Genomic DNA, 24,654 nt, shown 5'->3' with positions numbered 1-24,654 from the left:
ATGCCGGGTCTGGAATGATCAAACCGGTTGCAGGAAGCGGGAGCGCCCCTCCGGTGCCACCGGGAAATCAATGGGCGCCGCATCGTTCAACGCATGGTCACCGATGGCGTGCAGGCGCCAGCGGATGGGGTCATGTGTGGTATGGGTGCGCGCATTGCGCCAGAACCGGTCTAGGTTGAATTTCTCCTGCACGGCACTGGCGCCTAGCAGATCGAACAGGCCGCTGCCGACCTTCAGCGACGCCTGATCCGACGCGACACGGGCATGGGCCACAGCCAGGATGGCCTCTGTCGTCAGGGCCTCATCCGCCGGGTCGGCCAAGGCCCGGTCATAGAGATCCGCCGCGTTGCAAAGCAGGATTTCGGCCGCATAGACGGCGGAGGTGAATTCCCCGATCTGCTTGATGACATGGGCTTCCTGGTTGATATGTTCCACCCCGCTTTCGATCCAGGCGCGCGAATGGTGGCGCAGATAATCGATGGCGGCGTCCAGTGCACCACGGGCGATGCCGGTATCAATGGCGGCATGCAGGATCTGCGGCCGGGTCAGGACGGCCCGGCTCGTGCCCCGGTTGCGCTGCGGCGCATGATGGGGCGGAACATGGACATTCTCGAAGATAACAGTCCCGCTCATCGTGGTGCGCTGACCAAAGGCCCGCCAATCATCCAGCACCGTCACCCCTGGCGCATCCCGTTCCACAACGGCAAAGGCCGGCACACCGTCCGGCGACACACAGCCGACCGACAGCCAGTCCGCCAGATAGGACCCGGTGGAATAGAATTTCCGCCCATTCAGCACAAAACCGCCGCCCGGCTTCGGGGACAGGGTGGTGCGCAGGGCCAGCTTGTTCTTGCCCCCCACCTCGGCCAGGGCATTGGCGAAACGCTGCCCGTCCAGAATACGCGGCGCGAAATAGTCACGCGTCTCGGCCAGGGGGGAATTCACCAGACCGGCGATCATCACATTATGCAGTTGCAGCACCTGACCGATGCTGCCATCGGCATGGCTGATGATGCGGACCGTTTCCGCGATGGTGCGGATGGAGGCGCCGATGCCGCCCAGGTCGCGCGGTACCGCAATGGCCGGCACCCCGCTGGCGAACAGGATATCCAGTTGTTCGCGGGGCAGGTCGCCTTCGCGGGCCTTGTCCTGTGCGATGGGGCGGATAAGGTCGGCAACCGCACGCGCGGCGGCGATGGCGGCGGCCTCATCTGCCAGACGGATGGCGGGCTTTCGTTCGGTCATGACGGGGGCTTTCACTGATTGCCACAGGCTTCCAGACCGACGACCAGCGGCAAAGGCTGCTGATCATTGGCCCCTTTGGCCTCCGCACGCTGGCGGAACCGGGGCAGCACATGCTCGCCCAGCCGGTAGATCTCCTCCAGATGCGGATAGCCATTGATGAAGAACCAGGACAGGTCCAGGGCCGCGAACTGGCGGATCTTGGCCTCAACGGCATCATAGGACCCGACAAAGGCAAAGCCCGGCGGGATGCCGACATAGCCGAAGCCGCCCCACAGGTTCGGTTCGATGAACAGATCCTCGAACCCGTTCACCTCCTTATTGTTGTAGCGCTTGTAACGGGCCTTGTTCGTGTCCGACAATTGCTCGGACCGCTGCGCCGTGGCCTGCACCGTTCCGGCCTTCACCCCTTCATCGAAGAAGCGCTTTGCTTCGCGGAAGGCCTCCTCATCCGTCTCCCGCACGATCACATCGACAGAGAGGCCGAAACGGATTTGATCCGCACGGCCATATTCACGGGCCAGCGCCTTCACATCGGCAATGTGGCCCGCGACGATGGCGGGATCTTCGGCCAGCAGCAGATAATAATCGGCATGCCGGGCCGCCAGACGCTTGGCAGCGGGCGAGGTCCCGGCAGAGCAGATGATCGGGATCGGCGCGCGCTTCAGCGGGCCGCGCAGACCCAGACCATTGGCCTGATAGTAGGTGCCCCGGTAATGGAAATTTTCCTGCGACCAAAAGCCCTTGACCACATCCAGGAACTCGATGGCCCGTTCATGGCGGTCATCGTGGGCCAGCGGATCGCCCAGCGCCCGCTGCACACTGTCCGACCCGCCCTGGATGATGTTCCAGACCAGCCGTCCACCGCTGGCGCGCTGGAAACTGGCCGCCATCTGCGTGGCCTGCCAGGGGCTGAAATGGAACGGGTGGAAGGCATCGACAAAACGCAGCCGTTTCGTCTCCCGCGCCAGGATGGCAGAGGTGATCCAGGGTTCATCGCCGAACGGCGCATTGACCAGCAACGCCCCACCGAACCCGTTCAGTTCGGCGGCACGCGCCACCTGCGACAGGTAATCAATGTAGGTGAAATCATCCCCGACCCGGAAATGCGACACCGCACCCGTGCTGTCGGCAGGCGACCGGTTCCAATCACCCCGGTTCCGGTTGTCACCTGGGATGAACTGGGTCTCCCCATGCAGGGGCAAACGGGAAAAGAATTCTATCGACATGATAAATCCCCATATTTTCAATGGGAATTACGCAACAAGCATGCCAGATCAAGCTGTGCAATGCATACGGGCTCATGCATCCCGATCTGTTGATGATTTTTAACCAGCAAACTGGTGAAATTTCACCAGACTGCGCCGTTTGGTACAGCGCGCCTCAGCCCTCTTCCATAATGGCCATAGCCTCGGTACGGATGGCGTCCTTCAGCCATTGTACCGGCGTGGGGGTGGGGCCGATATCCGGCTCGATAAAGGTGAAATCCAGGCTGACCAAAGGGTCCAGGGGGCGTGTCACAACCCCCACCCGGCGGAACAACCGTGCGGAAAAGGGTTCGACAATCGACACGCCCAACCCCGCAGCCACATAGGCGTACATCGGCATGGATTGCTGACATTCCAGCATCCGCAACGGTTCAACGCCTGCGGAAACCAGGGCCACGTCGATGCCATTCCACAGGGCGTCCGCGTCATGCATTGGGCCGATGAACCGTTCGCCGGCAATGTCCGGGACTGTCACACAATCCTTTGCAGCAAGCCGATGTCCAGGGGGCAAGGCGCAAAGGTAACGGGCGCGGGCCAGAAGTTCAGTTCGGATACCATCACGGGGCGGGGCCGTGACCCCGATGCCCAGGTCGGCCTGCCCCAGAAACAGCCGGTCCTCCACCGCGCGGTGGCCCAGCGCCTCCACCGTCACCTTGATCTCCGGATAAAGCGCATGAAACGCGCCAAGAACACACGGCAGCACATTAATGGCGAAGTTGGGTAGGATGGCCAGCCGTACCGTGCCCACGGGATGGGCCCGGATACGCCGCGCGGCCTGGGCCAGCAGGTCCAATCCGGTGAAGGACCGCTGCACCGCCTCGAACAGGGTTTCCGCCTGCTTGGTCGGGTGCATACGGCTGCCCCGCCGTTCGAACAGCTGAAAACCGACCGAATGTTCCAGGTCAACGATCAACCGGCTGACGGACGGTTGGGAGATGGACAGCATGCCGGCGGCGGCGGTGACCCCACCGCTCATCATCACCGCCCGGAATGCCTCAATCTGCCGCATACGCATAAGCTCATAGTATTCACGTATGGGAGACGAAAGCAATTCGATTGGAGAGAATACCCCACTTTGTAAGAAGATATTTCCCGGATAAACACCGTTTTCGACGTGGAATATGATCTAAGAAGCACAGCAGGAGCAGTTCCGGCGCGATGCCATCCTGGCCCTGCGCTCAGAACAACAGGTGACATTCGTCGGATCGAAAACACAGATATAGAAGCCAGTATCCGAATAAATTTAAATCATAAGATCAGAAGTCAAATCATTAAAAACGAACGCCCGGCATAGGGATAATGCCGGGCTCTTATTGTTTTCACTCTTAACCCTATATTTATCTGTAAATATTCTATATCTACATAATTTTCCCTCAATTCCTATTGACTGAATAGGATTAAATCGGCACGATCCCCCCTATACCGCACAAGCGGATTGTTGAATTAATGGGAGCCTGGAAAGAAATGACACAAACTGCTCGTATCCTGGCTGGCAGCCTGCTTTTGGGCGCCGTAACCGTCACCGCCCTTCCCGCCATCGCTCAGGTGGCGGGTGACGGCCCTGTCGTGCTGGAAGAAATCATCGTCACCGCGCAGAAGCGGTCACAGAACCTGCAAGAGGTGCCCGCCTCAATCGCCGTCGTGCCGGCCTCAGTGCTGGAAAACCGGCCCGGCACCAATATCGAGGGGCTGCAAACCCTTATCCCCTCCCTGAACTTCCGCAAGGGCGGCACGTCGCTGGACAGTTCCCTGTTTCTGCGCGGCGTCGGCACCATCAATTTCGCCATCGCGGCGGAAAGCAGCGTGGCCTTCGTTCTGGACGGCGTCGTCCTGGCCCGCGCGGGTGAGGCGTTCGGCGATCTTTACGACGTGGAACGGATTGAGGTGCTGCGCGGGCCGCAGGGTACCCTGTTCGGCAAGAACGCGTCCGCCGGTGTGGTCAGTCTGGTGACCAAGCGTCCCGGCGACACGTTCGGCGGCACGCTTGAACTGACGGCTGCCGAGGGACGGGAACATAAGGGCAAGGTGGCTGTCGACCTGCCCCTGTCCGATACGGTCCGCGCCCGCCTGACCGGCTTCACCGGCACCTATGACGGCAACATCACCAACCTCTACACCGCCGACCCGGCATCGAAGAAGTCCAAGGTCAATGGTTATGACCGCAAGGGCGTGCGCGGTGTCGTGGAATGGGATGCCGCTGAGGCGCTGAAATGGACCTTCATCGCCGATTACCGCAAATCCGAAGATGACAGCTTGGCCGAAGTGATCGGCAGCAGCCCGACCGCGGGAGCCAATCAGGCGGCGCTGTTGTCGCTGCTGTCCGGCATCGACCTGAACGGCGACAAGACCCGCCAGGTTCGCCATAATCAGGCCAGCCTGTCGGAAGAGGAAGGCTGGGGCTTCTCCGCCCAGGCCGACTATACCGTCGGCGACCATACCATCACCTCCATCACCGCCTGGCGCGAATGGGACATCTGGGGCCAGCGCGATGGCGACTGGCTGGACCGCACCGCCGCCTATGTCGGCAATGCCTTCGCCCAGTTGCATGATTACGGGCCGCAGGATAACCGGACCTTCAGCCAGGAACTGCGCATCGCATCGCCGTCGGGCCAAGCGCTGGAATATGTGGCCGGCGCCTATTATTCCAATTCAAAGGGTGACCGCACCTTCACCCGCGACACCACCGTCTGCACGGCTAGCACCCTGGCCGTGGACGCAACGGGCGTGCGCCCCTGCCTGCCCGGTGCGTCCACCTATGTCTCCGGCACCTCGTCGGCGACCTTCGGTTCGAAAAGCGAGAGTATCGCCGGTTTCGCCCAGGGCACCCTGCGCCTAACCGATCAGTTGTCGGCCATTGCCGGCCTGCGCCTGACCCATGACAAGCTGGAGGCCTATCACAACCGCATCCCGTCGACCGCCCCGATCGACCTGCCCGGCATCCGCCGCGACCTGTCGGGTTGGGTGGACAAGGCCAGCAAAGACAATGTCTCTGGCAAGGCCGGCCTGTCCTATCAGGCCACGGACGAGGTTTCCACCTACGCCACCTACAGCCGTGGCTATAAGGGCCCGGCCTTCAATGTGTTCTTCAATCAGGCCGCCAATCAGCGCAACCTGATCAAGGCAGAAACAGTGGACGCCTATGAGGTGGGCGTGAAGTCGGAACTGTTCGGCCGCCGTGCCCTGGTCAATGTCGCCGGCTTCTGGTCGAAATACGATAATTTCCAGGCCAATAATTTCGACAATCTGAACGGCGTGGTGATCACGCGCCTGACCAATGCCGGCGAGGTCTCCACCAAGGGGATCGAGGTGGACAGCCAGGTGCGCGTGACGGAAGATTTCCGCCTGACCGGTGGACTGGCCTATACGGATGCCCAGATCGACAAGTTCCGCGATGCCACCGGCGTTCTGTCATCGGCCCGCAAGGGGGAGTCGCTGCCACTGGCCCCGAAATGGAAGCTGTCGGTTGGCGCTGAATACACCATCGCGCCGGAAAGCCTGCCCGTCGATTTCCATCTGAACGGCACCTACTCCTATACCAGCGGCCAGACATCGGATCTGGGCAACAACCCGCTGCTGCATATCCATTCCTATGATCTGGTGAATGTCGGCTTCGCCATCTCTGACAAGGAAGATCGCTATCGTCTTTCGCTGTTCGTGAACAATCTGTTTGACCAGAGCTTCCCCATCCAGATCGCCCCCGGCGGTCCGGGCGGCAGCCTGCGTTATGTCATCCCGCGTGAGGCGGACCGCTATGCCGGCGCATCGCTGCGCGTGAAGTTCGGAGCATAGACGATGGTTGGCACCTCCAGGGGCAATACGCGCCGGACCTTCCTGACGATGGCCGGCCTTGGCGGGCTAGCCCTGCTGTCGGGCTGTGGCAAGGGTCAGGATGACGAGGCGGTGACCACCATCCGCGTCGGCTATCAGAAGAATGGCGTCTTCCTGCTGGCCAAGCAGCGGGGCGCCTTCGACAAAGCTCTGGTCAAGGCGGGTGCGGCAAAGGTGGAATGGGTGGAGTTCGCATCCGGCCCGCCGCTTCTGGAGGCGCTGGCCGTGGGGGGCATCGACCTGGGCGGGACGGGCGACACACCGCCGATCTTCGCCCAGGCAGCGGGCGCCCCCCTGCTCTATACCGCCGTACAGAAACTGTCCGGCAAGGCGGGGGGCATCCTCACCCCCGCCAATTCCGGCCTGACCAGCATCGCTGACCTCAAAGGCCGGAAGCTGGCCTTCACGCGCGGATCGTCGGCCCACAATATCGCGGTCGTAGCGTTGGAACGGGCCGGGCTGACCCTCGATGATGTGGAGGTTGTCAATCTGGGTCCGGCCGATGCGGCAGCGGCCTTCACCCAGGGTGGCATCGATGGCTGGGTGATCTGGGACCCCTATTACATGCTGGCCATCCGCAACAATGGTGCCCGTACCCTGTCGATCGGCGGGCCGGAGGAACAGATCAGCGGGGCCGGTTATGCGCTGGCCAACCGCACCTTTGCCGACCGACACGCACCGCTGCTGGTGGCGGCCATGGAGGCGCTGGCCGCCGAGGGGCAGTGGGCCGAGCAGAACCGGGAGGCCATGGCCGAGCTGATGGCAAAGGAAACGGGGCTGCCACTGGATTTGCTGCGTGACACGGTGGAGCGCGCGGACTTCGCCTACACGCCCATCACGCCGGAGGTGGTGGCACAGCAGCAGGCGATTGCCGACCGCTTCCACCGCCTGGGCATCATTCCCGCCTCCATCAAGATCGCGGACGCCGCCTGGACTGGATGGAACGGCGCATGAGCGACAAACGGAATAGTGAGACGCTGCCCCTGGCCTGGATCATGCCGGGGGCTTTGCTGCTTCTGTGGCAGGCCAGTTCCAGTCTGGGCTGGCTGTCGGCCAATATCTTGCCGGCCCCCTTGTCAGTGCTGGCATCGGCCTGGACCCTGACGCTGGATGGAACATTGCCACACAATCTAGGCGTCAGCGCGGCCCGTGCGGTTGCCGGGCTGCTGATCGGCGGGGGCATCGGCTTTGGTCTGGGCCTGTTGACCGGCCTGTCACGGATCAGCGAACGGTTGCTGGACCCCACCTTGCAGATGGTGCGCAACGTGCCGCATCTGGCCCTGATCCCCATGGTCATCATCTGGTTCGGGATTGAGGAGGAGGCGCGGCTGTTCCTGGTGGCGCTGGGGGTCTTCTTCCCCATCTACCTGAACACCTTGCATGGCATCCGCAATGTCGATCCGCAGTTGATTGAAATGGGGCGGGTCTATGGCATGTCGCCTCGCCGCCTGTTCCGCCGTGTCATCCTGCCGGGTGCCCTGCCCTCCATCCTGGTTGGCCTGCGCTATGCGCTGGGGATCATGTGGCTAACCCTGATCGTGGCGGAAACCATTGCCGCCAAATCCGGGATCGGCCACATGGCCATGAATGCCCGGGAATTCATGCGTACCGACATCGTGGTGCTGTCGATCCTGATCTATGCACTGCTGGGTAAACTGGCGGACAGCGCCACCAAGGCGCTTGAACGGCGCTTCCTGCGCTGGAACCCGGCCTATCGCCGCTGACGGAGGGGATGATGAGCAAGAACAATGGTGCTGCCCTCACCCTTTCCCAGGTCACGAAACGCTTCGGTGACACGCCGGTGCTGCATGGTATCGACCTGTCCATCGCGCCGGGCAGCTTTGTCGCCATCATCGGCAAAAGCGGCTGCGGGAAAAGCACGCTGCTGCGCGTGATCCTGGGCCTCGAACCGGCCAGCGGCGGCAGCGTGGCCAGCGACAGCGATGCCGCCCATGCCCGCCTGATCTTTCAGGAACCTCGCCTGCTGCCCTGGGCCAGTGTCGCCGCCAATGTGGCCGTCGGTCTGGGGGAACGCGGGGACGGGCCGGATGGGGCGGCCGCCGCGCGGCAAGCCCTGGCCGATGTCGGTCTGACCGGAAAGGCCGATGACTGGCCCAGCACCCTGTCGGGCGGGCAGCGGCAGCGTGTGGCCCTGGCCCGCGCCCTGGTCAGCAACCCGACCCTTCTGGCCCTGGACGAGCCGCTGGGTGCCCTGGACGCCCTCACCCGGATCGAGATGCAGTCGCTGCTGGAAAATGTCTGGCAGGCGCAGGGCTTTACCGCCCTGCTGGTCACCCATGATGTGGGCGAAGCCGTGGCGCTGGCCGACCGCGTGCTGCTGATCGATGCGGGCCGGGTGACGCTGGATCAACCGATCTACCTGCCCCGCCCCCGCCGCCGGGGCGACCCCTCCTTTGCGGCCTTGGAAGGGGCCATCCTGGAACGGTTGCTGGATGCATCGGTGTCAGCGGGGAGCCGCTGACACCCATGTGCCTATCCTCAACCGACATTCAGTTCAGCAAACTCCACCGCCCGCTTTTCCCGCGCGCTGATCTCCGCCGCCGTGCCCATGGCCACCGCCCGCAGCCCGTCACGGGCCGTTACCTGCACCGGGGCACCCTTCTGAATGGCATCGATAAAGGCGCGCTGCTGGAAATATGTCGCCCCATGGTGCGAACCGGCGGCCAGTACCGTCTCATCAACCCCGACGGTGCTGCGCTCCACCCGCTTTGGCTGACGGAAGCCGACCCGTGGGCTATAGACCAGTTCGCCGGACGGCACGAACACTTCCAGCTTGGCCTTGTCGCCGGTGGCGGCAATCTCCTCCTGCTGTTCTGCCCCATCGGCGAACATGCACAGGTCCAGCAGGGCGCGCACGCCATTGTCGAAATCAACGATGGTATAGCTGTTGTCGATGATATCCGGTCGCTCCCCGCCATAGCGTTCGTCCAGATGGTTCACATCCATCCCACCGGAACAATGAATACGAACCGGTTCCGCCCCGACAATCAGCCGCATCAGGTCGAAGAAATGGCAGCATTTCTCCACCATGGTGCCGCCGGTATTGCGGCTGAACCGGTTCCAGTCACCAACCTTGGGCAGGAAGGGGAAGCGGTGTTCGCGCATGGCCAGCATCACCAGGCGACCCACCCGGCCTTCATGGACCTGGCGGATGAACTCTGCGGCGGGCGGCATGAAACGGTATTCCATGCCAACCCAGAACACACCCCTATGCGACGCCGCCCGCTCGGCCACCCGCTTGGCATCCTCAAGATCGGAACAAAGCGGCTTTTCGCAAAGGATATGCAGGTCGGCCCCGAACAACGGCGTCAGCACATCATGATGCGTATGGTTGGGGGAGGAGATGATGACGCCATCCAGCTTCAGCCCCGCCGCCAGCAGGTCCGGCACATTGGCAAACTGCGCCACACCCGCCGCCCTCTCGCCCAAGGCCCGCACCGCATAGCGCAGCGAAGACGGCACCGGGTCCACCAGGGCCACCAGTTCAGCCTCATCGAACAGGGCTAGGTTGGTAAGATGCTCAACCCCCATCATGCCGGCGCCAATCAGCGCGAACCGCAACTTAGACATCAAATCACCCAATTCCCTTTAAAAAATCCAGGCAGACGTGACGGAGAATTATCAATGAATAATATTACTGTCCACACAGAATATCGCAAGATAAATGAAAATATTCCGTTAATATCTCCACTTGGCTGGGGCATGTGGCGCTATCGCGGTTCTGATATTGAAAAATCACGCACCATTGCCGAAACTGCATTGGAAAGCGGAATTAATTTATTTGATACCGCCGATGTTTACGGCCCTGACAATGGTGAAGCCTTTGGTGCCGCCGAAGCCCTGTTCGGTCGCGTTTTGAAGACGGCACCGGGGCTGCGCGATCGAATTGTGCTGGCCACCAAGGGCGGCATCATCCCTGGCATCCCCTATGCTTCGCGTGCCGACCATCTGGTCCGCGCAGCCGAGGCCTCCCTGGCCCGGCTGGGCACGGACGTGATCGACCTTTATCAGGTTCACCGTCCGGACCTGCTGGCCCACCCGGCAGAGGTCGCCGCTGCCCTGGACAGGTTGCAGCAGGATGGGAAGATCAAGGCGGCAGGCGTATCCAACCATACACCCTCGCAGGTTGCCGCCTTACAGGCACATCTGCCGTTCAAGCTGACCTCTATCCAGCCGGAACTCTCCGCGTGCGCAGTCGGCGCCTTGTTCGACGGGGTGCTGGACCAGGCCATGGAACGCGGCCTAACCGTGCTTGCCTGGTCTCCTCTGGCCGGTGGCCGGCTGCTGGGGGCGGACAATGACGCACGAACCCGGGCCGTGATCACCGAACTGGACCGGATTGCACTGGCTAACAATGTGGGCCGGGCCGCCGTCGCCTATGCCTGGATCCTGGCGCACCCGTCGCGCCCCATCCCGTTGATCGGCAGCCAGACACAATCGCGGATCAGGGAAGCGACGGATGCCTTCAAGGTGCATTTGACCGACACCAACTGGTACGCCGTGTTGAAGGCGGCCCTTGGCACCCCGCTTCCCTAATCCGATTTGATTATATCCGCTCTTTGAAAGGCCCTTGCCATGTCCCGCCGCCCGCTTGAGATCGCCTGGTTCTCCGCCCTCTGCGATGATGATTTCGAATTCCTGGGCCAGCCCGATCCCGCGCTGCAATCCAGCTTCGACCATTGCCGCACCATCGCCCAAACGGCGGACAGGTTGGGTTATGACAATCTGCTGCTGCCATCCGGTTACCAACTGGGCATCGATGGGGTGGCGTTCGCGGGCGGCATCGCACCGCTGCTGAAACAGATCAAGCTGCTGCTGGCCATCCGCTGTGGAGAGTTCTGGCCACCGCAGATCGCACGCCAAGTGGCCACCCTGGACCAGATGTTGAATGGACGTCTGACCATCAACATCATCTCCAGCGACCTGCCGGGCGAAACCCTGGCCGCCGGCCCTCGTTATGATCGCACGGTAGAGGTGATGCAGATTCTGAAGACGCTGCTGAACGGAAAGCATCTGGATCATCAGGGCGAGTTCTACAAGCTGAAGCTGGACCCGCCCCGCATTCGCACCGTTTCCGGCCAATGCCCACCGCTCTATTTCGGGGGCCTGTCAACCGAAGCAAGGGAGGCGGCGGCCAAGGCAGCGGATGTCTATCTGATGTGGCCGGACACGCTGGATGGCGTGGCGGGCATCATCCAGGACCTGCGCGCGAGGGCCGCAAACCATGGCCGTACCCTGCGGTTCGGCTATCGCGTGCATGTGGTGGTCCGAGAAACGGAAGCCGAAGCGCGCACCGCCGCTGACCGACTTCTGTCCCGGCTGGATGCAGACACAGGCGCCGCCATCCGCGCTAAATCACTGGATTCACAATCCTACGGCGTCCGCCGTCAGGCCGAGCTGCGCGAAACGGCCAGCCAACAGGACGGCTACATCGAGGATAATCTCTGGACCGGTATCGGCCGCGCCCGGTCCGGCTGTGGTGCCGCCATTGTCGGCGATCCTGATCAGGTGCTGGCCAAGCTGAAGGCCTACCACGCCCTGGGGCTGGAGGCCTTCATCCTGTCCGGATATCCGCACGCCGCCGAATGCGACCTATTTGGCCGGCATGTGCTACCGGCTTTGCGTCGCTGGCAGGCGGAGCCGGCATGATCCGCGTTAGCGGGAGCCAGCCAGATTGAACCCGCCATCGGCCAGCAGGCTTTGCGCTGTGGCTGGCCGGCGCCACCCCACGCATCCTCCTGGAAGCCGGCGACCATGGCGATGCGGGTGACGCCGGGGCCGCTGGGGGGGGGCTGGCGATGGACAGCCATTCCGGCTGAACGGACCGGCGCTTTATCTCTGCCTAAGTCTGTCGGTGGGGCGGAAGGACAGCGTGGGCAGCATCGACGGGCCAGCAACCCATTGGGATCATAGGGTGAATGATGACCAATGGCAGCAGCCAGGCGATCTTCTTCGCCTGTTGGGTCTGGCACAACGCCAGGCGTTGTGTGACAATAACATCCATTCTCTGGGCGGCGCCGCTCTCCACATCCAGCGGTGCCAATCGAAAATTGTACGAGGGCTGATCCCGCGTATGGCGCGGGCGTGGCCCGAGCGCTTGGCCTCGACGTTTCCGCGCACACCGCTGAATGAGGAAACACATGGTCGCACAACTCACCCGCGCCGAGCGGCAGTTCGCCCTTCTAACCCTTGGCCTTCTTGCCCTGTGCGGTCTGCTAATGGCGGCCGGAGCCAATGACGATCTGTTCGCCCTGCATGGGGGGCTGATCCTGGCCTTTGCCGTAGGCTTGGGTTTTCTGGTCATTTCCGGCCTGGATGCGCCGGAACCAGCGGACGGAAGACTGGCCGAATATTATGATGACCCCAGCCGAGTGGCCATCGTGCTGACCATGGGCTGGGCGCTGTTCGGGCTGGCGGTGGGTGATTGGGTGGCCTGGATGCTGGCCTATCCGCATCTCACCTTCGATGCGGCCTGGGCCAGTTTCGGGCGGATCAGACCCATTCATACGACGGGTGTAATTTTCGGCTTCGGCGGCAATGCGCTGATCGCCACCTCCTTCCATGTGGTCCAGCGCACCTGCCGGACCCGGCTGGCCGGGCAGTTCAGCCCCTGGTTCGTGCTGCTGGGCTATAATTTGTTCTGCCTGCTGGCGGTATCCGGCTATCCGCTGGGCATCACGCAGTCCAAGGAATATGCCGAGCCGGAATGGTATGTGGACCTCTGGCTCTGTATCGTCTGGGTGACCTATCTGGTGCTGTATATCCGCACGCTGGCCCGGCGGCGGGAGCCGCATATCTATGTGGCCAACTGGTACTATCTGGCCTTCATCATCGTCGTGGCCATGCTGCATATCGTCAACAATATCGCGGTACCCGTGGCCTGGAACCACGCCCGAGCCTATTCGGCCTTTGGCGGCGTGCAGGATGCCATGACGCAATGGTGGTACGGGCATAATGCGGTCGCCTTCTTCCTGACGGCCGGCTTCCTGGGCATGATGTATTATTATCTGCCCGTGCGCGCCCAGCGGCCGATCTTCAGCTATCGGATGTCCATCATCAGCTTTTGGGGCATCACCTTCATGTACATGTGGGCGGGCAGCCACCACCTGCATTACACGGCCCTGCCGCATTGGGTACAGACGCTGGGCATGACCTTCTCGCTGATCCTGCTGGTTCCGTCCTGGGGATCGGCGGCCAATGCGCTGTTGACCCTGAACGGGGCCTGGCACCGGGTGCGCGACGACGCCACCCTGCGCTTCATGATGGTGGCGGCGATCTTCTATGGCCTGACCACGTTCGAAGGGTCGTTCATGGCCATCCGCGCCGTGAACTCGCTGTCGCATTATACCGACTGGACCGTGGGCCATGTGCATGCCGGCGCCCTGGGCTGGGTAGCCCTGATCAGTTTTGGCGCGCTCTACAGCCTGACGCCGGCGCTCTGGGGACGCGCGCGCATGCATTCCGCCTGGGCCGTGGAGGCGCATTTCTGGTTGGCCCTGGCCGGCACCCTCATCTACGTTTTCTCCATGTGGAACTCGGGCGTCATCCAGGGCCTGATGTGGCGCACCTATGACGCGGGCGGTACGCTGGCCTATCCTTTCATCGATACCGTCGTGGCCATGCACCCCTACTACATCGCCCGCGCGGTGGGCGGAGCGCTGTTCCTGGCGGGGGCGGCCATTGGTGCCTGGAATGTCTGGATGACCATCCGCGGCCCCGCAGCCGCATTGCAGCCGGCAGTGGACGACCGACCGCTGACCGTCCTGGCGGGGGAGTGAGCCGATGTTCGGACTGCATTACCGTCTGGAAAAGCATGGCATGGCCCTGGTGCTGAGCATAATCTTCGTCGCCTCGATCGGTGGGCTGGTAGAGATCGCACCGCTTTTCACCATTGATGAGACGGTGGAGGATGCACCTGACATGCGGCTCTACACCCCGCTGGAGGTGGCCGGGCGCAACATCTATATCCGGGAGGGCTGCTACGCTTGCCATTCCCAGATGATCCGCACGCTTCGTGACGAGGTGGAGCGCTATGGCCCCTATTCGCTCGCTGTTGAGTCCAAATATGACCATCCCATGCAATGGGGGTCGAAGCGCACCGGTCCCGACCTCGCCCGCATCGGCGGCAAATATTCCGACGAATGGCAGGTGACGCATCTGATCGACCCGCGCGCCGTGGTGCCGCAATCGATCATGCCCTCCTACCGGTTCCTGGCGACCACGGCCCTGCGCACCGACGATCTGGGCCTACATCTGAAGGCGCTGAGCCGGGTGGGCGTGCCCTACACGGACGACATGATCGCCAACGCCACGAAGGACGCCATCGCCCAGGCTGGGGCGGATGGCAGCGAGGGGCTGAGCAGCCGCTATGGTGACGCAACGCAGGCGCGGGTCTTCGATGGCAATCCGGGGCGGGTGACGGAAATGGATGCCCTGGTCGCCTATCTTCAGATACTGGGCCGGCTGACCGATGCCGCCCATGCCAACAGCCAGCCGGCGGAGGAATGAGATGGCGGAGACAGGCCACGCGCTGACCGTTCTGCTAGCTAAGGGGTTCGGGCTTTTCTACCTGTTGGCTTTATCGGCTTGCGTCCTGATCTATACGTTCTGGCCCGGCAACGGAAAGCGCTTTGAACAGGCGGCGAAATCTGTGCTGCGTGGGGAGGACAGGCCATGAGCGGCGGGGCCGAGCGCGATCCCCTGACAGGGCACATGACCACGGGTCATGAATGGAACGGCATCAAGGAATTGAACACGCCGGTACCCCGCATCGTCTGGTTCTTCCTGATCACCACCTTCCTGTTCAGCCTGTTCTGGTGGGTACTGATGCCGGCCTGGCCGCTGGGACACACCTATACAAAGGGCCTGATGGGTATCGACCAGCGGCAGATGGTGGCCGACGACCTACGCCGGGCGGCGGAGAAGGCACCCCCCTGGCGGGCGGAGGTTATTCGTCTGGATTATGCAGATATCCAGGCTGATCCGGTTCTGATGGAGCAGGTACGTCGGCATGGTGCAGTGCTGTTCGGTGACAATTGCGCCGCCTGTCATGGGCCGGGCGGCACGGGTGGGCCGGGTTTCCCTGCACTGGCAGCGGGGGCCTGGCTGTGGGGCGGGGCGCCGGAGGTGCTGGCGGAGACTATCCGTGTCGGCATCAATTCCGACCACCCCGATACACGCGTGTCTCAGATGCCGGCGTTCGGGCGCGACCAGATGCTGACCAGGGCGGAGCTCCAAACCCTGAGCGGCTATGTCGTCGCCCTGTCGGCATTGGAAATGCCGATCGAAGTTGCACAGGGGAACGGATACGCGCTGTTCGCTGCCAACTGCGCCGCTTGCCATGGGGAGGATGCGCGCGGGATGGTGGAAACGGGCGCACCAAACCTGACCGACAATGTCTGGATCTATGGCGGCGACGGCGAGACCATCTTCACTACCCTTTTTTACGGGCGGCAGGGGCATATGCCGCGCTGGGACCAACGCCTATCCGATCTGGACCGCAAGGTCCTGACGCTTTACGTCGCCGATATGGCGGAGGGCGGGCATGGTGATCGTTAGGCATTGGCGCGTGCTACTGCTGGTCGCGACCGGCATCGCGCTGCTGGCTGGTGCCAATGTGCATCTGGTGATGGTGGCGCTGGAAAGCCAGCCAGCCTGTGTGCCGCATCAAAAACCGGGCGTAACGCCGGCCACCGCCGGCTACAGCGCCGCCAAATCCGCCTGTTGAGAGGGCCCCCCATGATCGCCGTTCCCGACAGCCTGCCCCCCACCGTCCCGCCTCTGCCCCATGTCAGCCCGCATGCGCGCGGCCTGCCGGCCTCTGCGGCGCTGGGCTGGCTGGCGGCGGGATGGCGCGACCTGTGGGACAATCCTGGCGGCAGTCTGGCCTATGGTGCCGTGATGCTGCTGGTCTCATTACTGGTAGTGGCGGGACTGGTCGGGTTGGGGCGGGATTATTTCCTGTTTCCGGCCCTGTCGGGCTTCGCCATCGTGGCCCCGGCCTTTGCCACCGGTCTTTACGAGAAAAGCCGGCGCCGGGCGGCGGGGGAACGGATCGGGCTGGGCGCCATGCTACGCGTCCGGGCGGCGTCGGGCCGGCAGATCCTGTTCGTGGGTGTGCTGCTCTGCCTGCTGATGCTGCTGTGGATGCGCGCCGCCGTGCTGCTTTACGCCCTGTTCTTCGGCTGGCAGCCCTTTCCGGGGCTGGATCATGTGGCCGCCATGCTGGTCACCAATCCGTTGGGTTGGGCCCTGTTGCTGGTGGGGGGTGCCGTGGGCGGGCTGTTCGCCGCTTTCGCCTTTGCCATCTCCGTCTTTTCCCTGCCCATGCTGCTGGCCGAACGGGTGGACGCCCTCACTGCCATGGGTACCAGCATGGCCATGGTCTGGCACAACCTGCCCGTCATGCTGACCTGGGGAGTCATCGTCCTGGCATTGCTGATCCTGGGTCTGCTGCCCGGTTTGCTGGGTCTGGTGCTGGTGTTCCCGACGCTCGGCCATGCCACATGGCATGCTTACCATATCGTTCGAGGGGGGTAAAACTTCATATAATAAAACAGCGCTCGCGAATAGACAGAAAAAGAAAATTGATCAATAATAAAAAAATTGAGATGTATAATATAAATTATAAAATAATATGTCTAAAATTATTTCACTATAATTTATTTGATAGCGTAAATAATCAAGGCACATATAAAGTTTTTTAAATAACCGCTTCGCCAAGAGCAAGGGACGGGGCTTTAAGAGGATTATGATATTGTCCCGAAATGCCATACTGGCACGCCCATCTTGCGTGCCTTGTCGGCGAGGTTCTGGGTGATGCCGGAACCTGGAAAGGCGATGAGGCCGATGGGAAGCGTTTCCAGCATCTGGTCGTTGCGACGGAAGGGTGCCGCCTTTTGTGGCGGGTCCAGTCGGGTTTAAAGACGATCTGGGGGGGACGCGACGATTCTCGGCCCAGCAGGCGGCGATGCGCTCGGCACCCTTGGGGCTGCCGCCATGCAGCAGGACCATGTCGGGATGTTTGACATGGACCTTGTCCAGCGCGGCCCAGATGCGGTCGACATCGTTACACTCCCCCCCACCGGTGAAGGCCACCTTGGGGCCGGGGGGCAGCGGCGGGCTGGCTGACATCGCATTCCGGCGTGCCACCCTCAGGGATCACCTCCTCCAGCGGCGGTTCATCTTCGCGGCGAACAAAGCCGCGCTCCACCCGCAATTCCCCTTCCGCGTTCACACGGACATAGCAGCCGGCCCGCGCCATTTCGTCGGGATCGAAACGCTCAGGCCGCTCCTCCAACTGCGCGATTTCAGCCGCCAGGGCCGTCAGCCGCTGATCGACCTCCTCGGGGATGTCCTCGCCCGTGTCATGCTCTTCGGCCAGCCGTTCATATTCGGCGGAAAGGTCGGCGTACCGCGCCTCCTCAGCCTCCGTCCGGGGAACGATCTCAGCCTTCAGGCGGCGCTGACCGACGGTGTGGCCATAGAGGAAATCGACATTCACCTCGACCCATTTCCAGCCCTCCGCCATCACCCCCTCGGCGGCCTTGGCCAGCTTTTCCGCCACCAGCCGTTCCAGCAGCGGCACATCACCCAGCCAGCCGCCGTCATCCGGCGTGAACAGGTCGCGCATGATCGGGCCACCGGCGGCGATATAGGCGTCCAGCCCGACAAAGCGGGCGCGCTTGTCATAGGCGGGGATGCTGCTTGCCGTCAGGGCACGGCGGATGTGATAGGGCTCCTTCTGCCAAGGCTGGGTGAGTGATGCCCAAACCTGTTCCTGCCGCTCATGGCTGTCGCCGACACTGAAGGCCATCAGCGTGTCGAGATTCATGCCATCCTCGGCATAAATCTCCAGCAGCTTGGGCGAAACCGACGCCAAGCGCAGCCGCTGCTTGACCACTGCCGGGGTGACAAAAAAGCGGGCGGCGATGTCTTCTTCGCTGAGGCCCTTGTCCATCAGGGTCTGGAAGGCGCGGAACTGATCCAGCGGATGCAGCGCCACCCGTTGCAGGTTCTCCGCCAGACTGTCCTCCTCGCCCAGCCCCTCGGTGCGGATGATGCAAGGGATGGGGGGAGTTGCGGGCTAGGCGCTTCTGCTTGACCAGCAGTTCCAACGCCCGGTACCGGCGCCCACCGGTGGGGACCTCATACAGCCCAGTCTCCTGGCCTTCCCCGTCAACCTGTGCCCGAACCGACAGGCTTTGCAGCAGGGTCCGGCGGGCAATGTCTTCGGCCAGATCGGCGATGGACACGCCCGCCTTGACGCGGCGGACATTGGCCTGGGACAGGACCAGCTTGTTGAAGGGAATATCCTGGGACCGGCTCAGGATGATCTTGTCGGCTGCTTTCGTGGCCATGGGTTTTCTCCATGACGGGCGGATGGAAGCCTCTCTCCCATCTCATCGCCCGTCACGAAGCGCCCAGCCTCCTCTGCCTCTGTCCCCGCCACCGGTCAGGCGACCCGGTCCAGCAGCTTCTTGGCCCGGGCCTCCATATCCAACCGCGCATCCTGGTGCGGCTTGTCACGGGCCACCGCCGTGATGCCCTGGACAAAGTCAAAAATGCTTTCCGGCTTGCGCCCCTCCTCCGCCAGCACGGTGTCGATGATCTTGCCCGTCTCGGCCTTGGAGAAGCCGCGCTTGCGCAGGAATTCGTCGCGGTCGTCATCTGACCGCGCCACGATCTGTTCACGCGAAGCCTTGATGCCGTTGATGAAGGGCATGGGCGAGGAATTGGCAAAGCGGGTCAGGGCGGGGGCCGCCTCATGGGCAAAGCGCGAGGCGGCATATTTGGAATGGCGAATGGTGATTTCCTGGAAATCCTCCACACCCCACAGGTTACGATTTTGACATACGGCCTGCAGATAGAAGCTGGCCATGCCCAGGGTCTTGGCCCCGACCTCGCTGTTCCAGCAATAGAAGCCCCGGAAATAGAGGTCCGGCGCCCCATCGGGCAGTCGCCCCGCCTCAATGGGGTGGGTATCATCAACCAGGAACAGGAAGACGTAGCGGTCGCTGGCATAGAGCGTGGTGGTATCCCGCGTGATGTCCACATGCGGATGATAGATGCCGGTCGACCAGTCCAACACGCCCGGCACCTTCCAGCGCGTATCGCCGGTGCCATGGCCGGCAATGCGCTGCACCGCCTCGACCAGTTCATGATCAAAGATGCGGTCATAGTCGGGGCCGGTGACGGCACGCAACTCAACGCAACCGTCCTCAATCTCCAGGGTCTTGACCTGTTCGGCCCGATGCGCGGTCAGCCCATATTGCAGATTAATTCCGGCCAGCGCTGCTGGAAGCTGCCGAAGGTAAGCGGCGGGAGCCCCCACCAGCCCCGCCAACTGCCCAAAGCTCCAATGGGTGGGGGCCACGGGACGCTCACCCCCCGGCAGCAACAGCGACAGCCGCTCCGGCGCATGACGGTGCGCCTTCAACCTGATATCGGCACTGGCCAGGGTGCGCGTCCGGCTGCGCTCCGTGCGGGTCTTGACTGACGCATAGAGGTCCGACAAAGACAGAAACCGTTCATCATCGGGCCGGGAGAACCATTCCGACGATACCCTGCTGTTGCGTTGGCCACGGTTCGCATCCACCCGGTAACCGCGCGCGGCATCACGGGGATTGTCGAGGATTTCCACCTGGGTCATGGCAGGTCTCCGTGACGGGTGCCGAAGGCCATCCGACAGCATCAGATGCTCGCCCCCGTCAGGTTCCATGACGATGGTTGCGAGGGTCCGAACCGCTTCCAGGTCGAACAGGTCGTCCTCCGGCGTCGCAGCTTTCGCTGGCTCCGCGGCGACCGCGAGAACCGATAGGCATGCTTCGGGTTGCCAGTAGGCTTTGGCACCGCTGGTAATGTCGGCGAAACATCACCCCCCAGTTCGGGGTGTGCGCCGTGGTATCCAACCGCACCACGGTACGGTCAGTGCTGGTCAAGCAGGTGCTTTATTTCAGCGTTTCTTTGAAACCGCAATTCCGTTTGAGCCACTGCCAAGCCCAGCCGGGCCGGTCAATATGCTGCAATGATTGATAGGCCGCACCATCCAGCCAATCCGGCACAGATAATGCGGCTTCCACAGGGCTCCTATTCTGCATGGGTTGCCACCTCCCAACTGGCTGTGCTGGCACAAAGCACAGCGGTGGAATAATACCGCCAACTGCCAAGCTGGCTGCATCGATGATTATTGATAAGTTTTCCCCCGAAAACCTTCACGAAACCGGAATGACTATCAAAATTCTGCTAAATTAATGAGCAGAAAAACAATGAATTTATGAGAAATTTTCAGGTAAAATTTGATAATAAGAGCTAAACCCTAAATCACCGAGATATATTTATTATGTATATATAGATTTTACCTGCCTCAGCCTCATTTTCGTCTTTAGTACCGGCAACAATCAATCAAAACAAGAAGGGAGATCACCACTATCTATATAAGGAGACTCTGATGGATATACAAAGCTTCATAGACTTCCGATCGGACAGATTACCCAGTGGCATCCAACCGCTGCATCGTGTCCGCCACGACTGCTACGTCATCGGACGCTATCTGCTCGATGAGTGCGCTGATGCAAAACTCGGATCCCCACAACTGACGCTGATCCAGCATGATGGGCAACCCTTAACGTTGCGATAGCATCCGGTTGATCAGGTTTCTGCCATTCAGCATCGCGTCAAACCGGGTCAGATCCATCTAACACCACCCGAACGCATCATTCAGGTCTCGTGGTCCGGCCGGCAATCGGTGTTCGTCGTGGCCCTGGAGGTCAGATTCATCACTAGTTCCGCCTGCGGGGGCACTGTTGAGATTCTCGACAGCATGCCGGCGCAGCTCGATATCCAGGATACGCGAATTGGATACATTCTCGAAATCCTCAAAGAAGGACTGGAACAGTCAACAAGTTCCGGCACCCTCACGTTGGCCTGCGTGCTGCTGGCCGGGAGATTGCTGGAGATTTTCGGCAGCAAACCTATGCCACCGGCCGTCAATGGCGGCCTGGGCCTTTCGCGCCAGCGGCGGGTGCTGTCCTACATCGACGCCCATCTGCAAGATGATCTGACCCTGGAGCGGCTGGCAGCGGAAGTTGATCTCAGCCCCGACCATTTTGGCCGGGCCTTCCGGGCCAGCTTGGGGACGCCCCCTTTGCGCTATATCGCCCAGCGGCGGCTGCATCGTGCCAAGGCTCTGCTGCTTGATCCCGGCATGTCCATCACCGACATTGCCATGGCGCTCGGCTTTGCCACGCCCAGCCATTTCACCAGCAACTTCCACAAGGCGACCGGAACAACGCCATCACAATGGCGGCGGGATCGGCGGTAGTAGAAGGCTGGCACCCCATGGAGGGTTTCTGCGATATGGAGAGGAATGCCCAGTCGGAGAAAGATGATGGCGCCGCATTCCCCTTTGACCCTGGCCGGTTTAGCGGCCCTGGGCGCAGAAAAGCTGGCGCAATTGATCCTGGACGAGGCCGCGGAAAGCCCTGCCTTTGCGCGGCGGGTCAAGGCGGCGCTGGCCGGTGGCCAAGGACCAACCGCCGTTGCCAAGCTCATCGAACGGCCGCTCTCATCCCTGGATCGCGCCAAGGCCATGGTGCCCTGGGAGAAGGAACACGCGCTGACCGCCGATCTGGATGCCTTGGTCGACAGTATCGAACGCGAGCTTGCCCCCTTGTCCCCCCTGATGGCGGCGCAACGCCTGATCCGCTTCATCAGCGGCCACGGTTCCCTGTTCAATCGGATTGATGATAGTTCCGGGCGTATTCAGGCCGTCTATTGGCGGGGCGTTGATATCCTGCCGCGCATTGTGGAGCAGATGGCAGGCCCTGACCGCGCCAGTCTGCCAAGTCTGCTGGACGAGGCCCTAACCCGCGACAGCCATGGACAGATCCCAGCGCTGGCCATCGCCTCGGCTCCGCTGCTGCCACCGGTCATCCTGGCCGACTGGGAGAAGGGTCTGTCCAAGGCCACGCCCGACGAATATGGCCGGGTCATCCAGATCCGGCAGGCCATTGCCGATGCCATGGGCAACCTCGACCATTACATCGCCCTGGAATCCAGCCTGCCGGAGCATCGGCGCGATCCTTTGCGCATCGCCGCCAAGCTGCTGGAGGCCAAACGAGCCAACGAAGCATTGGAATGGGTTCGCAAAACAGCGCCCCGACCAATCCCCCGCGACCTGTCGGATGATTTCTACGGGGCGGGTGTTGCGCCAAGGGCTGACCGCGATCAGGTCAAACTGGAAGCCCGCATCCTGGAAGTCCTGGGTAACAGGGCAGAGGCCCAAACGCTGCGCTGGTCGCAGTTTGCTCAGTCCCTGGATGCCGCCTTGCTGCGCGATTACATCGCCAAGCTGGAGGATTTCAACGACCGGGAGGAGACCGCGCGAGCCCTGGCCCATATCGCCGCCAGCCCCTATTTCAGCAACGCCCTGCAGTTCTGCCTGAATTGGCCGGCGCTGGACTTGGCCTCAGACTTGGTGGTGACCCGCCCCTCCGTATGGTCAGGGCGGCATTACGCGCTGCTGGCCCCGGCAGCAGAAGCCTTGGCCGACGATTACCGGCTGGCAGCCAGCGTGCTCTACCGCGCCTTGCTGGATGACATCCTGGCCCGCGCCAAATCACCCGCCTATGGGCATGGGGCAAAGTACCTGGACCATCTCGACCGGCTGGCCCAACAGGTCACCGACTGGCAGTCCCTGCCCGATCATGTCCACTACCGCGAGCAGATCAAGAAGGCCCATGGCCGCAAGCTGGGGTTCTGGAGCCTCGTCAAATGAGCGCGGGGGGGGCGGCACCGTATGGCGCCATCTACGCTCATTTTCACTTTCATCTGGTGGCTATATGGTAGCTAGGTTATGTTTTGGGGTGGTTTCTGCGGACAGCAAAAAGCCGCTGATTCTTGTTTAGAATCAGTGACTTGAGCGTTGGATACGGGGGCTCGCATTGACCGATGGCATGACAATCTATCCGCTAATATTTAACGGCACAACTCAATCAAGATATAATTTTGGCTACCTCACGGCGGGAATCACGTGCCTTCGTGTGGTGTAGGAGCGCTGGTGTCGGATTGCCACGCAGGTCAGCAGAGCCAGCCGGAGGCACCGACCCGACGCACGGGTCCCCATATCCAGACCGTGACCAATGAATTCCACCATCACTATTCAGGCCATTCGGTTCACCCGTGTGTAGCCTTCACAGCGGCGGCACCTGGGAAAGGTGAAAAACCTCGCTATCAGACCAGCTTCTTCTCCGGCGGCCCCCAATGGTGGCAGGCGACCTTGTGGCCGGGTGCCTTTTCTTCCAGAACGGGCACATCACTGGCGCAGATGTCCGTGGCCTTGGGGCAGCGGGTGCGAAAGACACAGCCGGACGGCGGCTTCATCGGGCTGGGCAGGTCGCCGCCCAGCACGATGCGTTCCTTGTTCTTCTCCACATCCGGGTCCGGCACCGGTACTGCGGAGATCAGGGCCTGCGTATAGGGGTGCAGGGGGGCGGCATAGATGGCGTCTCGGGTTGCGATCTCCATCACCCGGCCCAGATACAGCACCATGACCCGGTGGCTGACATGGCGGACGACGGACAGGTCGTGGCTGATGAACAGCAGCGACAGGCCCATTTCCTGCTGCAAATCCATCAGCAGATTGACGATCTGCGCCTGGATCGACACGTCCAGTGCTGAGACGGGTTCGTCACAGACCACCATCTTCGGCTTCAGGATCATGGCGCGGGCAATGCCGATGCGCTGACACTGCCCGCCGGAGAATTCGTGCGGATAGCGGTTGATCATCTGCGGCAGCAGGCCGACCTTGGCCATCATGTCGCGGACCAGGCCTTTGCGCTCTTCCTTCGACAGTTTGGGGCGATAGACGGTCAGCGGCTCGGCGATGATGTCGCCCACTGTCATGCGGGGGTTCAGGCTGGCCAGCGGGTCCTGGAAGACGATCTGCATCTCCTCCCGCTTCTGGCGCACCATTTCCGCGCCCACGCCCGTCAACTCTGACCCCATGAACACCACCTGGCCGTCGGTGGGCTTGATCAGTTGCAGGATGGCGCGGCCCAGCGTGGATTTACCACAGCCGCTTTCCCCCACGATCCCCAGCGTCTCCCCCTCGTTCAGCGTGAAGGAGACACCGTCCACGGCCTTCAACGGCGTGTATTGGCCGATCAGCAGACCGCCGGTTCGGATGGGGAAATGGACCTTCAGGTCCGAAACACGGAGCAGTTCCTTGGACATGGCATCAACTCCGCACGGTCAGGCGACGACCAGCGACGGGGCCGCCGGGTCGGAAACAGGG

23 protein-coding genes are annotated in these 24,654 nt (G+C 62.0%); 14 read left to right on the top strand and 9 right to left on the bottom strand.

The window, feature by feature from the left end:
• Nucleotides 1–18: 18 nt before the first annotated feature.
• The 3 genes from ACT6Q8_RS05380 to ACT6Q8_RS05370 all read right to left on the bottom strand — a co-directional run bounded on the left by ACT6Q8_RS05380 (nt 19) and on the right by ACT6Q8_RS05370 (nt 3,525).
• Entirely contained in the window at nt 19–1,245 is a 1,227-nt protein-coding gene (locus tag ACT6Q8_RS05380) for an acyl-CoA dehydrogenase family protein (RefSeq protein WP_444734257.1), read from the bottom strand.
• A gap of 11 nt (nt 1,246–1,256) precedes the next feature.
• Entirely contained in the window at nt 1,257–2,471 is a 1,215-nt protein-coding gene (locus ACT6Q8_RS05375; protein WP_444734258.1) for an LLM class flavin-dependent oxidoreductase, read from the bottom strand.
• 154 nt (nt 2,472–2,625) lie between these two features.
• Complete coding sequence (locus tag ACT6Q8_RS05370) at nt 2,626–3,525, bottom strand: LysR substrate-binding domain-containing protein (protein ID WP_444734259.1); 900 nt, start codon at nt 3,523–3,525, stop codon at nt 2,626–2,628.
• Nucleotides 3,526–3,974: 449 nt separating this feature from the next.
• On the opposite strand from ACT6Q8_RS05370, the gene ACT6Q8_RS05365 reads away from it, so the two are divergent.
• The 4 genes from ACT6Q8_RS05365 to ACT6Q8_RS05350 are packed head-to-tail and all read left to right on the top strand — an operon-like array spanning nt 3,975 to nt 8,820.
• Nucleotides 3,975–6,299 (top strand): TonB-dependent receptor, encoded by a 2,325-nt coding sequence (locus tag ACT6Q8_RS05365; protein WP_444734260.1) that lies wholly within the window; start codon nt 3,975–3,977, stop codon nt 6,297–6,299.
• A 3-nt stretch (nt 6,300–6,302) separates the two neighbouring features.
• Entirely contained in the window at nt 6,303–7,292 is a 990-nt protein-coding gene (locus ACT6Q8_RS05360) for an aliphatic sulfonate ABC transporter substrate-binding protein (RefSeq protein WP_444734261.1), read from the top strand.
• Nucleotides 7,289–8,062, top strand: coding sequence for an aliphatic sulfonate ABC transporter permease SsuC (ssuC, locus tag ACT6Q8_RS05355; protein WP_444734262.1), 774 nt, complete (start codon nt 7,289–7,291; stop codon nt 8,060–8,062). The genes ACT6Q8_RS05360 and ssuC overlap by 4 nt, the downstream gene beginning before the upstream one ends.
• An 8-nt stretch (nt 8,063–8,070) precedes the next feature.
• Nucleotides 8,071–8,820: an ABC transporter ATP-binding protein gene (locus ACT6Q8_RS05350; protein WP_444734263.1), complete on the top strand. Its 750-nt coding sequence runs from the start codon at nt 8,071–8,073 to the stop codon at nt 8,818–8,820.
• Between the two features lie 17 nt (nt 8,821–8,837).
• On the opposite strand, the gene ACT6Q8_RS05345 is transcribed toward ACT6Q8_RS05350, so the two are convergent.
• Complete coding sequence (locus ACT6Q8_RS05345) at nt 8,838–9,929, bottom strand: Gfo/Idh/MocA family protein (RefSeq protein ID WP_444734264.1); 1,092 nt, start codon at nt 9,927–9,929, stop codon at nt 8,838–8,840.
• Here ACT6Q8_RS05345 and ACT6Q8_RS05340 point away from each other — a divergent pair.
• The 8 genes from ACT6Q8_RS05340 to ACT6Q8_RS05305 all read left to right on the top strand — a co-directional run bounded on the left by ACT6Q8_RS05340 (nt 9,876) and on the right by ACT6Q8_RS05305 (nt 16,898).
• Nucleotides 9,876–10,895, top strand: coding sequence for an aldo/keto reductase (locus ACT6Q8_RS05340; protein ID WP_444734265.1), 1,020 nt, complete (start codon nt 9,876–9,878; stop codon nt 10,893–10,895). The genes ACT6Q8_RS05345 and ACT6Q8_RS05340 overlap by 54 nt on opposite strands.
• 39 nt (nt 10,896–10,934) lie before the next feature.
• A complete protein-coding gene (locus ACT6Q8_RS05335; RefSeq protein WP_444734266.1) occupies nt 10,935–12,008 on the top strand; it encodes an LLM class flavin-dependent oxidoreductase in 1,074 nt (357 codons plus the stop codon).
• A gap of 491 nt (nt 12,009–12,499) precedes the next feature.
• Nucleotides 12,500–14,137 carry a cytochrome-c oxidase, cbb3-type subunit I gene (gene ccoN, locus ACT6Q8_RS05330; RefSeq protein WP_444734267.1) on the top strand — a complete coding sequence of 546 codons (1,638 nt, stop codon included), beginning with the start codon at nt 12,500–12,502 and terminating at the stop codon, nt 14,135–14,137.
• A gap of 4 nt (nt 14,138–14,141) precedes the next feature.
• On the top strand, nt 14,142–14,867 hold the full coding sequence (gene ccoO / locus ACT6Q8_RS05325; protein ID WP_444734268.1) for a cytochrome-c oxidase, cbb3-type subunit II: 726 nt from the start codon (nt 14,142–14,144) through the stop codon (nt 14,865–14,867).
• A gap of 1 nt (nt 14,868) precedes the next feature.
• On the top strand, nt 14,869–15,036 hold the full coding sequence (locus ACT6Q8_RS05320) for a cbb3-type cytochrome c oxidase subunit 3 (protein ID WP_082372488.1): 168 nt from the start codon (nt 14,869–14,871) through the stop codon (nt 15,034–15,036).
• Entirely contained in the window at nt 15,033–15,917 is an 885-nt protein-coding gene (gene ccoP, locus ACT6Q8_RS05315) for a cytochrome-c oxidase, cbb3-type subunit III (RefSeq protein ID WP_444734269.1), read from the top strand. The genes ACT6Q8_RS05320 and ccoP overlap by 4 nt, the downstream gene beginning before the upstream one ends.
• Nucleotides 15,904–16,086 carry a hypothetical protein gene (locus ACT6Q8_RS05310; protein WP_054169152.1) on the top strand — a complete coding sequence of 61 codons (183 nt, stop codon included), beginning with the start codon at nt 15,904–15,906 and terminating at the stop codon, nt 16,084–16,086. The genes ccoP and ACT6Q8_RS05310 overlap by 14 nt, the downstream gene beginning before the upstream one ends.
• An 11-nt stretch (nt 16,087–16,097) precedes the next feature.
• Nucleotides 16,098–16,898, top strand: a complete 801-nt coding sequence (locus ACT6Q8_RS05305; protein WP_444734270.1) for a DUF2189 domain-containing protein — start codon at nt 16,098–16,100, stop codon at nt 16,896–16,898.
• Nucleotides 16,899–16,949: 51 nt separating this feature from the next.
• Here ACT6Q8_RS05305 and ACT6Q8_RS05300 read toward each other — a convergent pair whose 3' ends face one another.
• The 4 genes from ACT6Q8_RS05300 to ACT6Q8_RS05285 form a co-directional block, all read right to left on the bottom strand.
• On the bottom strand, nt 16,950–17,492 hold the full coding sequence (locus tag ACT6Q8_RS05300) for a DUF2493 domain-containing protein (RefSeq protein WP_444734271.1): 543 nt from the start codon (nt 17,490–17,492) through the stop codon (nt 16,950–16,952).
• Nucleotides 17,428–18,363 carry a ParB/RepB/Spo0J family partition protein gene (locus ACT6Q8_RS05295; RefSeq protein WP_444734272.1) on the bottom strand — a complete coding sequence of 312 codons (936 nt, stop codon included), beginning with the start codon at nt 18,361–18,363 and terminating at the stop codon, nt 17,428–17,430. Before ACT6Q8_RS05295 ends, ACT6Q8_RS05300 begins: the two co-directional genes overlap by 65 nt.
• Nucleotides 18,364–18,813: 450 nt before the next feature.
• Entirely contained in the window at nt 18,814–20,010 is a 1,197-nt protein-coding gene (locus ACT6Q8_RS05290; protein ID WP_444734273.1) for a DUF932 domain-containing protein, read from the bottom strand.
• Nucleotides 20,011–20,308: 298 nt separating this feature from the next.
• Complete coding sequence (locus ACT6Q8_RS05285; RefSeq protein ID WP_444734274.1) at nt 20,309–20,458, bottom strand: transcriptional regulator domain-containing protein; 150 nt, start codon at nt 20,456–20,458, stop codon at nt 20,309–20,311.
• Between the two features lie 656 nt (nt 20,459–21,114).
• Between ACT6Q8_RS05285 and ACT6Q8_RS05280 the strand changes: the two genes are divergently transcribed.
• Entirely contained in the window at nt 21,115–21,681 is a 567-nt protein-coding gene (locus tag ACT6Q8_RS05280) for a helix-turn-helix domain-containing protein (RefSeq protein WP_444734275.1), read from the top strand.
• 63 nt (nt 21,682–21,744) lie between these two features.
• Nucleotides 21,745–23,136 (top strand): DUF6880 family protein, encoded by a 1,392-nt coding sequence (locus ACT6Q8_RS05275; RefSeq protein ID WP_444739351.1) that lies wholly within the window; start codon nt 21,745–21,747, stop codon nt 23,134–23,136.
• 455 nt (nt 23,137–23,591) lie between these two features.
• Here the strand turns inward: ACT6Q8_RS05275 and ACT6Q8_RS05270 are convergent, their stop codons facing one another.
• The gene (locus tag ACT6Q8_RS05270; protein WP_444739350.1) at nt 23,592–24,593 is read right to left on the bottom strand and encodes an ABC transporter ATP-binding protein; all 1,002 of its coding nucleotides are present in this window, start codon (nt 24,591–24,593) and stop codon (nt 23,592–23,594) included.
• Between the last annotated feature and the right edge of the window lie 61 nt (nt 24,594–24,654).

This window comes from Niveispirillum sp. (assembly GCF_052437035.1).
In the GTDB taxonomy this organism is placed as follows: domain Bacteria; phylum Pseudomonadota; class Alphaproteobacteria; order Azospirillales; family Azospirillaceae; genus Niveispirillum.
This window is presented reverse-complemented; position numbering and strand designations above follow the sequence as displayed.